This is a genomic window from Shinella sp. CPCC 101442, from assembly GCF_024704725.1.
GTDB lineage: Bacteria > Pseudomonadota > Alphaproteobacteria > Rhizobiales > Rhizobiaceae > Shinella.
Genome location: NZ_JALIQS010000005.1, coordinates 61,366 through 74,636 on the forward strand (window position 1 = coordinate 61,366; position 13,271 = coordinate 74,636).

General features: G+C 63.5%; 9 protein-coding genes. 5 read left to right on the forward strand and 4 right to left on the reverse strand.

Features of this window, described 5'->3' with window-relative positions; genetic code table 11:
• Window positions 1–408: 408 nt before the first annotated feature.
• Entirely contained in the window at window positions 409–5,130 is a 4,722-nt protein-coding gene (gene gltB / locus MUO32_RS19350; RefSeq protein WP_257950028.1) for a glutamate synthase large subunit, read from the forward strand.
• Between the two features lie 136 nt (window positions 5,131–5,266).
• Window positions 5,267–6,724, forward strand: coding sequence for a glutamate synthase subunit beta (locus MUO32_RS19355; RefSeq protein WP_257950029.1), 1,458 nt, complete (start codon window positions 5,267–5,269; stop codon window positions 6,722–6,724).
• A gap of 67 nt (window positions 6,725–6,791) precedes the next feature.
• Here the strand turns inward: MUO32_RS19355 and MUO32_RS19360 are convergent, their stop codons facing one another.
• Window positions 6,792–7,757: a calcium-binding protein gene (locus MUO32_RS19360; protein ID WP_257950030.1), complete on the reverse strand. Its 966-nt coding sequence runs from the start codon at window positions 7,755–7,757 to the stop codon at window positions 6,792–6,794.
• A 42-nt stretch (window positions 7,758–7,799) separates the two neighbouring features.
• Entirely contained in the window at window positions 7,800–8,063 is a 264-nt protein-coding gene (locus MUO32_RS19365; protein ID WP_257950031.1) for a PepSY domain-containing protein, read from the reverse strand.
• Window positions 8,064–8,174: 111 nt separating this feature from the next.
• On the opposite strand from MUO32_RS19365, the gene MUO32_RS19370 reads away from it, so the two are divergent.
• The 3 genes from MUO32_RS19370 to MUO32_RS19380 are packed head-to-tail and all read left to right on the forward strand — an operon-like array spanning window position 8,175 to window position 10,524.
• Complete coding sequence (locus MUO32_RS19370; RefSeq protein WP_257950032.1) at window positions 8,175–8,519, forward strand: PepSY domain-containing protein; 345 nt, start codon at window positions 8,175–8,177, stop codon at window positions 8,517–8,519.
• Window positions 8,519–9,184 (forward strand): response regulator transcription factor, encoded by a 666-nt coding sequence (locus MUO32_RS19375; RefSeq protein ID WP_257950033.1) that lies wholly within the window; start codon window positions 8,519–8,521, stop codon window positions 9,182–9,184. The genes MUO32_RS19370 and MUO32_RS19375 overlap by 1 nt, the downstream gene beginning before the upstream one ends.
• A complete protein-coding gene (locus tag MUO32_RS19380; RefSeq protein ID WP_257950034.1) occupies window positions 9,181–10,524 on the forward strand; it encodes a HAMP domain-containing sensor histidine kinase in 1,344 nt (447 codons plus the stop codon). The genes MUO32_RS19375 and MUO32_RS19380 overlap by 4 nt, the downstream gene beginning before the upstream one ends.
• A 103-nt stretch (window positions 10,525–10,627) precedes the next feature.
• Here the strand turns inward: MUO32_RS19380 and MUO32_RS19385 are convergent, their stop codons facing one another.
• Window positions 10,628–11,773 carry a DUF459 domain-containing protein gene (locus MUO32_RS19385; protein ID WP_374708691.1) on the reverse strand — a complete coding sequence of 382 codons (1,146 nt, stop codon included), beginning with the start codon at window positions 11,771–11,773 and terminating at the stop codon, window positions 10,628–10,630.
• A gap of 133 nt (window positions 11,774–11,906) precedes the next feature.
• Complete coding sequence (locus MUO32_RS19390) at window positions 11,907–13,127, reverse strand: lytic murein transglycosylase (RefSeq protein ID WP_257950035.1); 1,221 nt, start codon at window positions 13,125–13,127, stop codon at window positions 11,907–11,909.
• Between the last annotated feature and the right edge of the window lie 144 nt (window positions 13,128–13,271).

A 13,271-nucleotide genomic window follows, 5' to 3' on the forward strand; every position in this document is an offset into this window, starting at 1 on the left:
GAACGGAAACAATGCGACGCAAGCTCGTAATTTAATTTCAAGTCACCGGGGGTGTGGGCAATTTTTCTTCATGAGGTGGTGATTATTTGGCATGATGGCCTTGCAGGGGAGGGTCGTTTCTGGCATAGAGCTCCTGAAATAGGACAGGGTTGCTGTCCTATTTCGGTCTAGAGACCGAGAAGGCGTCTTTCGCGACCGTGCGAAGGCGCCGAAAACGGCCCGGGCGGGAGCCATTCCCGAAAGCCCGAGGCCTGACGGTCCCGATGATCGCATGCTGATCGGCCGTCCCTTGTGGTCGCATCAGGTTCAGAAACACACGCTCGGTGATCGAGCCTGCCGGAAGGCAGGCGACGACCGCACGGGCGGAAACGATTGTCCGCAGGATGCGGCCCCACAGGAGGAAAGAAAATGGTGAAGACCCAAGCACATGATTTGCGGCAGTCCCGGACGCAGACGACTGCGACGGCCGCCAAAACGCGCGCTTCCGTTCCGGGCCTGCCGAAAAAACAGGGACTCTACGATCCGCGCAACGAGCACGATGCCTGCGGCGTCGGTTTCGTCGCGCATCTGAAAGGCACGAAGTCGCACCAGATCGTCAAGGACGGGCTATTCATGCTCGAAAACCTGACGCATCGCGGCGCCGTCGGCGCAGATCCGCTGATGGGTGACGGTGCAGGCATCCTCGTCCAGATTCCGGACCGCTTCTTCCGCGAGGAGATGGCAAAGCAGGGCATCACCCTGCCGAAGGCGGGCGAATATGCCGTCGGCCACATCTTCATGCCGCAGGACGAGAAGCTGGTCGATCATTTCAAGAAGGTCATCGGAGACGTCGTTGCCGAAGAGGGGCAGATCCTCATCGGCTTCCGCGACGTGCCGGTCGACAATTCCTCTCTTTCCAAAGCGCCCGAGATCGCCGCCACCGAACCGCGTCACGTTCAGGTCTTCGTCGGCGCCGGCCGCGAGGCTGCGACGAACGGAGAGTTCGAGCGCCGTCTCTTCACGCTGCGCAAGGTGATCTCCAACCGCATCTATGACGAATACGAGGGCGAAGAGAGCAACTTCTACCCGGTCTCGCTCTCGTCCACGACCATCGTCTACAAGGGCATGTTCCTCGCCTATCAGGTCGGCGCCTATTACAAGGACCTTGCCGACCCGCGCTTCGAGTCCGCCGTCGCCCTCGTGCACCAGCGCTTCTCGACTAACACCTTCCCGTCGTGGAAGCTCGCGCACCCCTATCGCATGGTCGCCCATAATGGCGAAATCAACACGCTGCGCGGCAACGTCAACTGGATGGCGGCCCGCCAGGCCTCCGTCTCCTCGCCGCTGTTCGGCGAAGACATCACAAAACTCTGGCCTATCTCCTATGAGGGCCAGTCCGACACCGCCTGTTTTGATAACGCGCTCGAATTCCTCGTGCGCGGCGGTTACTCCATGGCCCATGCGGCAATGATGCTGATCCCGGAAGCCTGGTCCGGCAACCAGCTGATGAGCCCCGAGCGCAAGGCGTTCTACGAGTACCATGCCGCCCTGATGGAGCCGTGGGACGGCCCTGCCGCCGTCGCCTTCACGGACGGCCGGCAGGTCGGCGCGATGCTCGACCGCAACGGCCTGCGCCCGGCCCGCTATCTCGTGACCGATGACGATCGCGTCATCCTCGCCTCCGAAGCCGGAACGCTGCCGGTCAAGGAGGAGAGCATCATCAAGAAGTGGCGTCTCCAGCCGGGCAAGATGCTGCTCATCGACATGGAAGAGGGCCGCGTCATCTCCGACGAGGAGGTGAAGTCCGCGCTCGCCGCCAAGCATCCCTATCGTGACTGGCTCGACAACACCCAGATCATTCTGGAAGACCTCGGCCCGGTCGAACCGCGCGCGCTGCGCCGCGACGTCTCGCTGCGCGACCGCCAGCAGGCCTTCGGCTATACCCAGGAAGACACCAGGCTGCTGATGTCGCCGATGGCGACGACGGGGCAGGAGGCGATCGGCTCCATGGGAACGGACACGCCGATCTCGGCCATGTCCGACAAGACCAAGCTGCTCTACACCTATTTCAAGCAGAACTTCGCGCAGGTGACGAACCCGCCCATCGACCCGATCCGCGAGGAACTGGTCATGAGCCTCGTCTCCTTCATCGGCCCGCGCCCGAACCTGCTCGACCATGGCGGTGCGGCCAAGGCCAAGCGCATGGAAGTGCGTCAGCCGATCCTTACCAATGGCGACCTCGAAAAGATCCGCTCCATCGGCCATGTCGAGGATCGCTTCGACACCAAGACGCTGGACTTCACCTATGATGTCTCGCGCGGTGCGGAAAGCATGCCGGAAATGCTCGACCGCCTCTGCGAGCGCGCCGAGCAGGCCGTCGGCAGCGGCTACAACATCATCGTGCTCTCCGACCGCCAGATCGGTCCGGACCGCGTGGCGATCCCCGCACTGCTGGCGACTGCCGCCGTGCACCACCACCTAATCCGCAAGGGTCTGCGCACCTCCGTCGGCCTCGTCGTCGAGACCGGCGAGCCGCGCGAAGTGCACCATTTCTGCCTTCTGGCCGGCTATGGCGCGGAAGCGATCAACCCGTACCTCGCCTTCGATACGCTCACCGACATGCACAAGCGCGGCGAGTTCCCGAAGGAAGTCGACGGGGAGGAGATCGTCTACCGCTACATCAAGGCGATCGGGAAGGGCATCCTGAAGGTCATGTCCAAGATGGGCATCTCGACCTACCAGTCCTATTGCGGTGCGCAGATTTTTGACGCCATCGGCCTGTCGTCCGAGCTAGTCGACCAGTTCTTCTTCGGCACGGCGACGACCATCGAGGGCATCGGCCTCGATGCGATCGCGCAGGAAACCTTCAACCGCCACAAGGCCGCTTTCGGCCGCGATCCGCTGCTCGCCAACACGCTCGATATCGGCGGTGAATATGCCTACCGCATGCGCGGCGAAGAGCATGCCTGGACGCCCGACGTCATCGCCTCGTTGCAGCATGCGGTGCGCGGCAACGCCGCCGATCGCTACAAGGAGTTCGCCGAGCTGGTGAACGCCTCGTCGCTGCGCATGAACACGATCCGCGGCCTGTTCTCCATCAAGGGCGCGGAAGCGGCCGGCCGCAAGCCTGTTGCCATCGACGAGGTCGAGCCGGCGGTCGACATCGTCAAGCGCTTCTCGACAGGCGCCATGTCCTTCGGCTCGATTTCCCGCGAGGCCCACACGACGCTCGCCATCGCCATGAACCGGATCGGCGGCAAGTCGAACACCGGCGAGGGCGGCGAGGAGGCCGACCGTTACCTGCCACTGGCGGACGGTTCCGCCAACCCCGAGCGCTCGGCGATCAAGCAGGTCGCATCCGGCCGTTTCGGCGTGACGACGGAATATCTCGTCAATGCGGACATGTTGCAGATCAAGGTCGCGCAGGGCGCCAAGCCCGGCGAAGGCGGCCAGCTGCCCGGTCACAAAGTGGATGCGACGGTCGCGAAAACCCGTCACTCCACGCCGGGCGTCGGCCTCATCTCGCCGCCGCCGCACCATGACATCTATTCGATCGAGGATCTGGCCCAGCTCATCTACGACCTGAAAAACGTCAACCCCGAGGCCGATATCTCGGTCAAGCTCGTCTCGGAAGTCGGCGTCGGCACGGTTGCCGCCGGTGTCGCCAAGGCGCGTGCGGATCATATCACGATCGCCGGCTTCGACGGCGGCACGGGTGCGTCGCCGCTCACCTCGCTGAAACATGCCGGTTCGCCCTGGGAAATCGGCCTTGCCGAAACGCACCAGACGCTCGTGCTGAACAAGCTGCGTTCGCGCATCGCCCTTCAGGTCGACGGAGGCCTGAAGACCGGCCGCGACGTCGTCATCGGCGCGCTGCTCGGTGCCGACGAGTTCGGCTTTGCCACCGCGCCGCTGATTGCTGCCGGCTGCATCATGATGCGCAAGTGCCACCTCAACACCTGTCCGGTCGGCGTTGCGACGCAGGACCCGGTCCTGCGCAAGCGCTTCAAGGGCGCGCCTGAGCATGTCATCAACTACTTCTTCTTCGTTGCCGAAGAGGTGCGCGAAATCCTGGCGTCGCTCGGCGTTCGTTCGCTGAACGAGATCATCGGCGCCTCGGAACTGCTCGAGAAGGAGACGATGATCTCGCACTGGAAGGCCAACGGTCTCGATTTCAGCCGCATCTTCCACAAGGTCGATGCGCCGAAGGAGGCGACCTACTGGACCGAGCGGCAGAACCACCCGATCCACGACGTGCTCGACCGCAAGCTGATCGAGCAGGCGAAGCCCGCACTCGAGGCGAAGACGCCCGTGGCCTTCGAGGTCGACATCAAGAACGTCGACCGTTCGGCGGGCGCGATGCTCGCCGGCGAGGTCGCCAAGCGCTACGGCTTCAAGGGCCTGAAGGACGACACGATCTCCGTGAAGCTGCACGGTACGGCCGGCCAGTCCTTCGGCGCGTTCCTGGCGCGCGGCATCACCTTCGATCTGGTGGGTGCCGGCAACGACTATGTCGGCAAGGGCCTGTCGGGTGGCCGCATCGTCGTGCGTCCGCCAGAGGGCAACCGCGCGGTGCCGCATGAATCGATCATCGTCGGCAACACGGTGCTCTACGGCGCGATCTCAGGCGAGTGCTACTTCAACGGCGTGGCTGGCGAGCGTTTCGCCGTGCGCAACTCCGGTGCCGTCGCGGTCGTCGAGGGCGTGGGCGACCATGGCTGCGAATACATGACCGGCGGCGTCGTCGTCGTCATCGGCCAGACCGGCCGCAACTTCGCGGCGGGCATGTCGGGCGGCGTCGCCTATGTGCTGGATGAGGAGGGTGATTTCGCCCGTCGCTGCAACATGGCGATGGTCGAACTCGAACCGGTGCCGGAAGAAGACGACATGCTGGAGAAGCTGCACCACCACGGTGGCGACCTCATGCACAAGGGCATGGTCGACGTGTCCGACGACATGACGCGCCATGACGAGGAGCGGCTTTATCAGCTCGTCTCGAACCACCTGCACTATACGGGCTCGCCGCGGGCCAAGGAGATCCTCGACCAGTGGGCCGAGTATCGTCCGAAATTCCGCAAGGTGATGCCGGTCGAGTACCGCCGCGCGCTCGAAGAGATGGAGCGCATGAGGATGGGGGTCGCTGCCGAATAAGGCAGCGGTCCATCTCCCTTCACTGACCGGTTGCGCGAAAGCGAAATCCGGATCGAATTCATCTTAACCGGCGCGACAGCGGAGCTGCGCACCGGTCCGGGGCCGCGAGGCACCGTCTTGAGCAAGGAATATTGACGTGGGCAAGGTAACTGGTTTCATGGAAATCGACCGGCAGGTGGCGAAGTATCAGCCGGCCTCCGACCGCATCCGCCATTTCCGCGAATTCACCATCCCGATGTCGGACCCCGAGGTCCAGAAGCAGGCCGCGCGCTGCATGGATTGCGGCATTCCCTATTGCCACGGCCCGACCGGGTGTCCGGTTCACAACCAGATCCCGGACTGGAACGATCTCGTCTACAACGGCAACTGGGAAGACGCGATCCGCAACCTGCATTCGACCAACAACTTCCCGGAATTCACCGGCCGCGTCTGCCCCGCACCCTGCGAGGAGGCCTGCACGCTGAATCTCGAGGATGCGCCTGTTTCCATCAAGACCGTCGAGCAGGCGATCGCCGACAAGGCCTATGAGATGGGCTACATCGTGCCGCAGCCGGCAACGGTGAAGACCGGCAAGAAGGTTGCTATCATCGGCTCCGGCCCCTCTGGCATGGCGGCTGCCCAGCAGCTCGCCCGCGCCGGCCACGAAGTCCATCTCTACGAGCGCGAATCCAAGGCCGGCGGTCTGCTGCGCTACGGCATTCCGGACTTCAAGATGGAGAAGAACTTCATCGACCGCCGTGTCGACCAGATGCGCGGCGAGGGTGTGACCTTCCATTACGGCGTCAATGTCGGCGTCGACAAGCCGATGGACGAGATGCTCGCCGAGCATGACGCTGTTCTCTACTGCGGCGGCTCCGAAACCCCGCGCGATGCCGGCATTCCGGGTGTCGAGTTTGCCGGTGTGCATGATGCCATGCCCTATCTCGTGCAGCAGAACCGCCGCGTCGGCCGCGAGAACATCGACAGCGTCGGCTGGCCGTCCGATCCGATTCTGGCCGGCGGCAAGCATATCGTCGTCGTCGGTGGTGGCGATACCGCGTCCGACTGCGTCGGTACGGCGTTCCGCCAGGGTGCCGTGAAGGTCACCCAGCTCGATATCCGCCCGCAGCCGCCGGAAAAGGAAGACAAGCTCGCCGTCTGGCCGTTCTGGGCGACGAAGATGCGCACCTCCTCCTCGCAGGCCGAAGGCGCCGTGCGCGAGTTCCAGGTCGGCACGCTCGAATTCGTCGGCGACGAGGACGGCGTCCTGACCGGGGTGAAGTGCTGCCAGGTGGATGACCGCCGCAAGCCGATCGCCGGCACGGAGTTCATCATCAAGGCCGATCTCGCCTTCATCGCCATCGGCTTCCGCGGTCCGTTCACGGACAGCGTGCTGAAGGACCTTGGCGACAAGCTTGCGATCAACACTGACAAGCGCGGCTCGTCCAACGTCATCGCCAACGAGCGTGACTACAAGACCTCGGTCGACAAGCTCTGGACCGCCGGCGACGTGCGCCGGGGCCAGTCGCTGGTCGTCTGGGCGATCCGCGAGGGCCGTCAGGCCGCCCGTGCCATCGACGAGGCGCTGATGGGCGCGACCACGCTGCCGCGCTAAGCTACTAAAAACGTGAAAAGGGCGCGCCGGGAAACCGGCGCGCCCTTTTATTTTGCGCAGTGTGTTCTCAGACGAAGAGGAAATCCGAAGCGGAGAGCTCGGAGAACTTGGTGTCTTCGAGACGCAGTTCGTGCTTGCCGAAGTCGAGTACGAGGTCTTCGCCGCCGTCAGCGGTGCGGACGAATTTCGAGAGATCGGAGAACGTCGAAGCGCCGAGAGACTTGCCAAGCTCGATCGTGTCGTCGCCGGCCTTGAAGTCTTCGATTTCCGTCTTGCCCGTTCTGAAAACGAAAGTGTCGCGACCGGCGCCGCCTTCGAGTTCGTTCACGCCCGTGTCGCCGTCGAGGCGGTCATTGCCGGCACCGCCATCCAGTTCATCGTTGCCTCTGCCACCCGACAGATGATCGTTGCCTGCGCCGCCATTCAGCTCATCATTGCCGTCGCCGCCGTGGAGCTTGTCGTTACCGCTGTCGCCGTTCAGTACGTCGTTGCCACCGAGGCCCTTGATCGTGTCGTTGCCAGCGCCGCCGGAGATAGTGTTGGCCTTAGCGTTGCCCGTAAGGGTGTCGTTACCCGAGAGCGCATCCTTCGGCTCGGTCGTGCCGACATTCTTGAAGGAGAAGTGGCTGGCCTTGAGGCCCGAAAGCTGGGTATCCTCCAGCGTCAGCGTGTTTCCGTTGCCGAAATCGAAGCGCACGTCTTCGCCGCCATCGACCACTTTCGCGGTCTTCATCAGGTCGGCATAGGACGTGATGCCGAGTTTGGTGTCGATGACGATCTTGTCGTCGCGGGTGGAGAAGTCGTCGATCTCGTCACGGCCGCTGGAGAAGACGAAAGTATCGCGACCGGCGCCGCCACTCAACTCGTCATTGCCCGTGCCGCCATGCAGCCAGTCGTCGCCCGCGCCGCCTTCGAGATCGTCATCACCACCATACCCGAACAGCTTGTCGTTGCCGGCGTAGCCGTGGATGTCGTCAGCGGTGGACTTGCCCTTGAGCGTGTTGGCAGCGGAGGTGCCGGTGATCTTTGCCATGAGAGTTTTCCTTTCTAAATGATGGTCTGGGGATGGAAGGGATCAGTGCTTGCGCTCGAGGCGCAGGATTTCGCCGGTGTAGCCATCGATCTTGGCTTCGCTGACGATGTTCTTGGGGTCGATCACCGTCGCCTCGAAATGACCGTCGTCCATCTCGATCTCGCGGATCGCATAGCCCTTGGCCGAGAGCTCGGTGACCACCTGTTCCAGCGTCTTGCGGCTGGGTGTGGTCTCGGCCGTCGCAGGTGTGGCAATGGCGAGGCCGGCGAGGCTCGCGGCAAGAAGGCCGATCGTTCTGATACGCATTGGCAGGTCCTTTCCTGTGATGTCGGAAAGGGGTTTGCCATGTGACGCCTGTCGCTTCCCTGACAGCGCCTGTCAGCGAATTGTCAGCTTCAGTCGCGTATGACGTGCACCATGATCAAGAAGCTCCTTTCCCCCCTCCCGACGGCCCTCGTCTTTCTGCTTGCCTTCTCGCTGGCACCCTCTATCGGCGCACCGGTGGACAACAGTGACGACGATGACGATGCGCTGGAGCACGAACAGGCCCGGCTGGCGCTCGAACAGGGCCTCGTGCGTCCGCTGGAGGAGATCATCGCGGAGGCGCGCAAGCATGTTCAGGGCGATCTGATCGAAGTGGAGCTTGAGCGCGAGGACGGGCGCTATATATACGAACTGGAATTCATCCAGCCGTCCGGCCAGATCATCGAGCTGCAGCTCGATGCCAAGTCGATGGCGATCATCGAGGACGATGCCGACTGATGCGCCTGTTACTCGTCGAGGACGATGCCCGCATCGCGGCCGACATTTCCGCTGTGCTGACGGGAGCCGGCTACACGGTGGAGACCGCGTCCGACGGCGAGGACGCCTGGTTCCGCGGCGATACGGAAGATTACGACCTCATCGTGCTGGATCTCGGCCTGCCGGGCCTGGATGGCATGTCCGTGCTGAAACGCTGGCGCGGCAACGGCCGCCATATGCCGGTGCTGGTGCTGACGGCGCGGGGCAGCTGGGCCGAGCGCGTCGAGGGCATCGATGCTGGCGCTGACGACTATCTCCCCAAGCCGTTCCAGTTCGAGGAATTGCTCGCGCGCTCGCGTGCGCTTATCCGCCGTTCCGTCGGGCATGGCGCGGCGACGATCGCCGTCGGGCCGCTGACGATCGACACCCGGGCCATGCGCGTCAGCGTCAATGGCGTGCCGCAATCGCTGACACCGCTCGAATACCGTCTCGTCAGCTATCTCGGCCACCACCGGGATCGCATCGTGCCGCCGACGGAATTGCAGGAGCATCTCTACGGCGACGATTTTTCGCGCGACGCCAATGCGCTTGAGGCGCTGGTCGCGCGGTTGCGCAAGAAGCTGGGTGCTGTGGCGATCGGCACGCGCCGGGGCTTCGGCTACTATATGGGCGAAAGCGCGCCATGACGCGCCGCTCCCTGCGCCTGCGGCTCGCGCTTGCGGGCGCTGCCTCCATCGTGGCCGCCCTCGTGGCGGCTTTCTTCGTTCTTTCCACCCTGTTCGAGCGGCATGTGGAGCGGCGCATCGGCGCCGAGCTCGTTCTGCATCTCAACCAGATCATCGCCGGCATCGCCGAGCAGCCGGGCTCGGCGCTCGATCTCGTCAAGCCGCCGGTCGATCCGCGATTCGACCGCCCGCTCTCCGGTCTCTATTGGCAGATCGAGGGCGAGGGAAAGCGTCTGCGCTCCCGTTCGCTGTGGGACGATGTGCTCGCCCTGCCGGATATCGCAGTCGGCGGCGTCCATATGGAAACCGTTGCCGGTCCCGGTGAGGCCACACTCCTTCTGGTCGAGCGCGCGGTGGTGACCTCGGCGCGGGCTGGCGCAAAGCCGCTGCGGGTTGCGGTTGCCATCGACCGGTCTGACATTTCCCGTGCGACCGATGAATTCGAGGCCGATCTTCTGCCCTATCTCCAGGCGCTTGCGGTTCTGCTGCTGGCGGCGAGCCTTGTGCAGATCGTCGTCGGCCTCAGGCCTCTGGCAACGCTTACACAGCGTCTTTCCGCCATCCGCGTCGGCAAGGCGGAGCGGCTGGGAAGCGACTTCCCGGATGAGGTTCTGCCACTGACCGGAGAGGTGGATGCGCTTCTGCAATCGCGCGAAAACCAGCTGCGCAAGGCGCGCGAACGCGCGGCCGATCTGGCGCATGGCTTCAAGACGCCGCTGCAGATCTTGTCCGGCGATGTGTTGCGGCTGCGCGAGCGCGGTGAGGAGGGCGTCGCGCGCGATATCGAGGCGATCATCCTGCGCATGCGCCGCCATGTGGACCATGAAATGGCGCGCGCCCGGCAGGCCGAGCGCGGCCACACGGCCCGCAGCGATCTCGGCCGCGTTGCCGGGCAGGTGGTGAGCGTCGTCTCGCGTACGCCGGCGGGCCGCGACCTTGACTGGCAGCAGGAGATCGAGCCGGGACTTCTTTTGCGGATCGACGCCGAGGATTTGGCGGAAATCCTCGGCAGCCTGGCGGAAAACGCTGCCCGCTATGCACGCACGACCGTCTGCATTTCCGGCAGGGCAGACGAGGGCATCGCGATCATCGAGGTCACCGACGATGGCCCCGGCATACCGGAAAGCGAGATCGGCTTCGTGCTGAAGCGCGGCGGCCGCCTGGACACGACCAGCGAGGGCGCGGGATTGGGGCTCGCCATCGTCGAAAGCTTCGTCGAAGAGGCGAACGGTACGCTTCTGCTCGAGAACCACAATCCCGGCCTCCGCGCCCGGATCACTCTGCCGCGGATTGTCGCTTAGAGAATTTCCAGCAAAAGTGCGAAGCGGTTTTGCGTCCGGAAATACGACAGAACAGGAGCTTGGAACCTTTTCGCGATTCGAAGAAAAGCGGAAAGGCTCCAGGTCAGGGTGTCGCGGTTTTCTTCACGCTGAAATCATCGACGCGGCCGAGTGGCGCATCGGCGATTTCGCCTTTCTCGACCAGCTTTTCGCGCAGGCTCTTGCCATTGCCCTTGATAACGGTGCCGCCGAGCAATGCGGTGCCGCTGTCGAGCGCGGGGTCGGACAGGCCGATGGGCTGCGTCTTGGTGATTTCCGTGTCTTCCGTCGATGGCGTCGCGACGATGAGATCCTTCAGGTCGCCCTGCTGGCTGACGCCGCTGGCGGCATCGCCGAGCACGCGGCGAATCTCCTTCTCCACATAGAAGGCCAGCTTGCGTTTGCCGGCCTTGGTGAAGTTGATGCCGTCGGAGCCGCGCAGGCGCACCTGCTGGCCGTTGATATCGGAGCCCGATGTGACGAACTTGCCGTTCTCGTCGACGAAGCCGTCCCAGATATCGATGAACTCGCCGCCGGCCTTTTCCACGCCGGCGCGGTAGAGATTGTTCAGCGTCGTCATGTCCGCCGTCTGTGCTGAGGACTGAAAGGCGGGCATGCCGATCCACAGAAGCGGCTTGCCGTCCTTGCGCGCGAGGCCCGCAATGCGATCGACCCTGGCCTCGTATTCCCTGGTCCACGCTTCGGAGCGGAACTTTTCCTTCTGGCCGGCCACGGTCATCTGCTGGCGGTCGTTGGCGCCCATGCTGACGACGACGAGGGCGGGCTTCGTTTCGGACAGGAGGCCCGGCAACGAGGTGGGCCAGTCGTAATAGTCGTCGCGCACGATGCCGGAGGAACCGTTCGTACGGCGCTCGACGACGATGCCGGGTGTCGCCTCGAAAGCTGCGATCAGGCCTTCGCCAAGACTGCCGGCGATGAAATCGCCGACGACGAGCACGACCTTTGCGTCCGGCGTTTTTTCGACGGCGGCAGGTTCGGGTTTTGCCGCAACGGCGCTCGCCTGCTTCTTCTTGCGGTTGACCGTGCGGGGCTTCCTGATCGGCTGCTCGGGCTCGATCTCCTGACGCTTCGGCGAGCCGAAGAGAAGCTGGAGGATGGACTTGCGCTGGACGCGTTCCTGGGCACTGGAGGGCGCGGCCGGCATCATCACGCTTGCCGCAACGGCAAAAGCGAGGGTGAGGCGCGCAATCCGGATCATCGTCATGCTCATCGCGATTGTCTCTCGTCTTCTCCGCGATCCTGCTGGAGCGCGGTGGCGGCATGATGGCAAAAGCTGGAGGCCAGCGGAAGCGCTTCAATGCAAAAGGGGCGCCGAAGCGCCCCAATTTCCGTTACCGCCGAGGTTATCGGCGCAGAGCCTTCAAGAGCTTCTGGCTTGGTTCGCCATCGGTATCCATGCCCATGCGGTTCTGGAAGGCCTGGATCGCGGCCTTGGAGCCGGAACCGAAATTGCCGTCGACCTCGCCTTCATAATAGCCGAGCTCCTTCAGGCGCGTCTGCAACTCGAACTTTTCCGTCATGTCGAGCGTGCCGTCCGGACGCGGCCAGCGCTGCTTGACGCCGGTGTAGCCGGCAATCTGGTCGGCCAGCATGCCGACGCCCATGGCGTAGGAATCCGACGCGTTGTAGCGCTTGATGACGAAGAAGTTCTTGGTCATCAGGAAACCCGGTCCGCCATTGGCCGGCAGTTTCAGCTCGGCGCGGTCGGAGCCGTTCTTGAAGCCGCTGCCGTTCGGACGCAGGAAGCCGAGCTTGGCCCACTGGGCGAGCGTCTTGGTCTGGCCGGAATATTTGCTGCCGCCCGTGGGTACGACGATCTCGTATCCCCAGGTCTTGCCGCCCTGCCAGCCGTTCTTGGCAAGCAGGTTGGCGGCCGTCGCCAGCGCATCCGGGACGGAGTTCCAGATATCGCGGTGGCCGTTGCCGTCGGCGTCGATGGCATAGAGCAGGTAGCTCGTCGGGATGAACTGGGTGTGGCCCATGGCGCCGGCCCAGGAGCCGGTCATGTCGCCGGCGGCGATATCGCCGCGCTGGATGATCTTGAGGGCGGCGACCAGCTGGGTGCGGGCATACTTCCCGCGCTTCTTGTCGGCATAGGCAAGCGTTGCCAGTGCGCGGGGCACATAGTGCAGCCGGTCGTCCTTCTTCAGGACCTCGCCATAGTTCGATTCCATCGACCAGATGGCGAGCAGGATATTGCGATCGACGCCGAAATGGCGCTCGAGGGCTGCAAGCGTGCGGCCATGTTTGGCGGCCATTTCCTGGCCGATGCGCACCGTATACGGGTTGACGCGCGAATCGAGATAATCCCAGATCTTGTGCTTGAATTCCGGCTGGTAGGCCGCCTTTTCGAGTACGTCGGGATCGGGCGTCTTCACGCCGGAGAAGGCGCGCTGGTAGGTCGATTTGCTGATGCCGGCGTCCGACGCCGTCTGGTAGAAGTCGGCGATCCATTTCTGGAAGCCGGCATCGGCACGGGCGGCGGTCGCCTGGGCGAAAAGCCCTGCCGAGAGGAAAAGGGTAAGCGCAGATCGGCGCAGAACGGTCTTCAGATTCTGTGTCATCGGCTGTCGTGTCCGTTTCTCAAATTTCGGTACGATGGCGCGGAACCACCGGCTGAACGCAAAACTTATAAAAACGAAGTCAACAAATTCTTTACCATCAAACTTTTGTCTCGTCTCTCTTTGCAAAAAAATAGTAATTCGATT

Coding starts and splice junctions, on each gene's coding strand:
- gltB (WP_257950028.1), top strand. CDS start 409: ATGGTGAAGACCCAAGCACATGATTTGCGGCAGTCCCGGACGCAGACG.
- MUO32_RS19390 (WP_257950035.1), bottom strand. CDS start 13,127: ATGACACAGAATCTGAAGACCGTTCTGCGCCGATCTGCGCTTACCCTT.
- MUO32_RS19385 (WP_374708691.1), bottom strand. CDS start 11,773: ATGAGCATGACGATGATCCGGATTGCGCGCCTCACCCTCGCTTTTGCC.
- MUO32_RS19360 (WP_257950030.1), bottom strand. CDS start 7,757: ATGGCAAAGATCACCGGCACCTCCGCTGCCAACACGCTCAAGGGCAAG.
- MUO32_RS19365 (WP_257950031.1), bottom strand. CDS start 8,063: ATGCGTATCAGAACGATCGGCCTTCTTGCCGCGAGCCTCGCCGGCCTC.
- MUO32_RS19370 (WP_257950032.1), top strand. CDS start 8,175: ATGATCAAGAAGCTCCTTTCCCCCCTCCCGACGGCCCTCGTCTTTCTG.
- MUO32_RS19375 (WP_257950033.1), top strand. CDS start 8,519: ATGCGCCTGTTACTCGTCGAGGACGATGCCCGCATCGCGGCCGACATT.
- MUO32_RS19380 (WP_257950034.1), top strand. CDS start 9,181: ATGACGCGCCGCTCCCTGCGCCTGCGGCTCGCGCTTGCGGGCGCTGCC.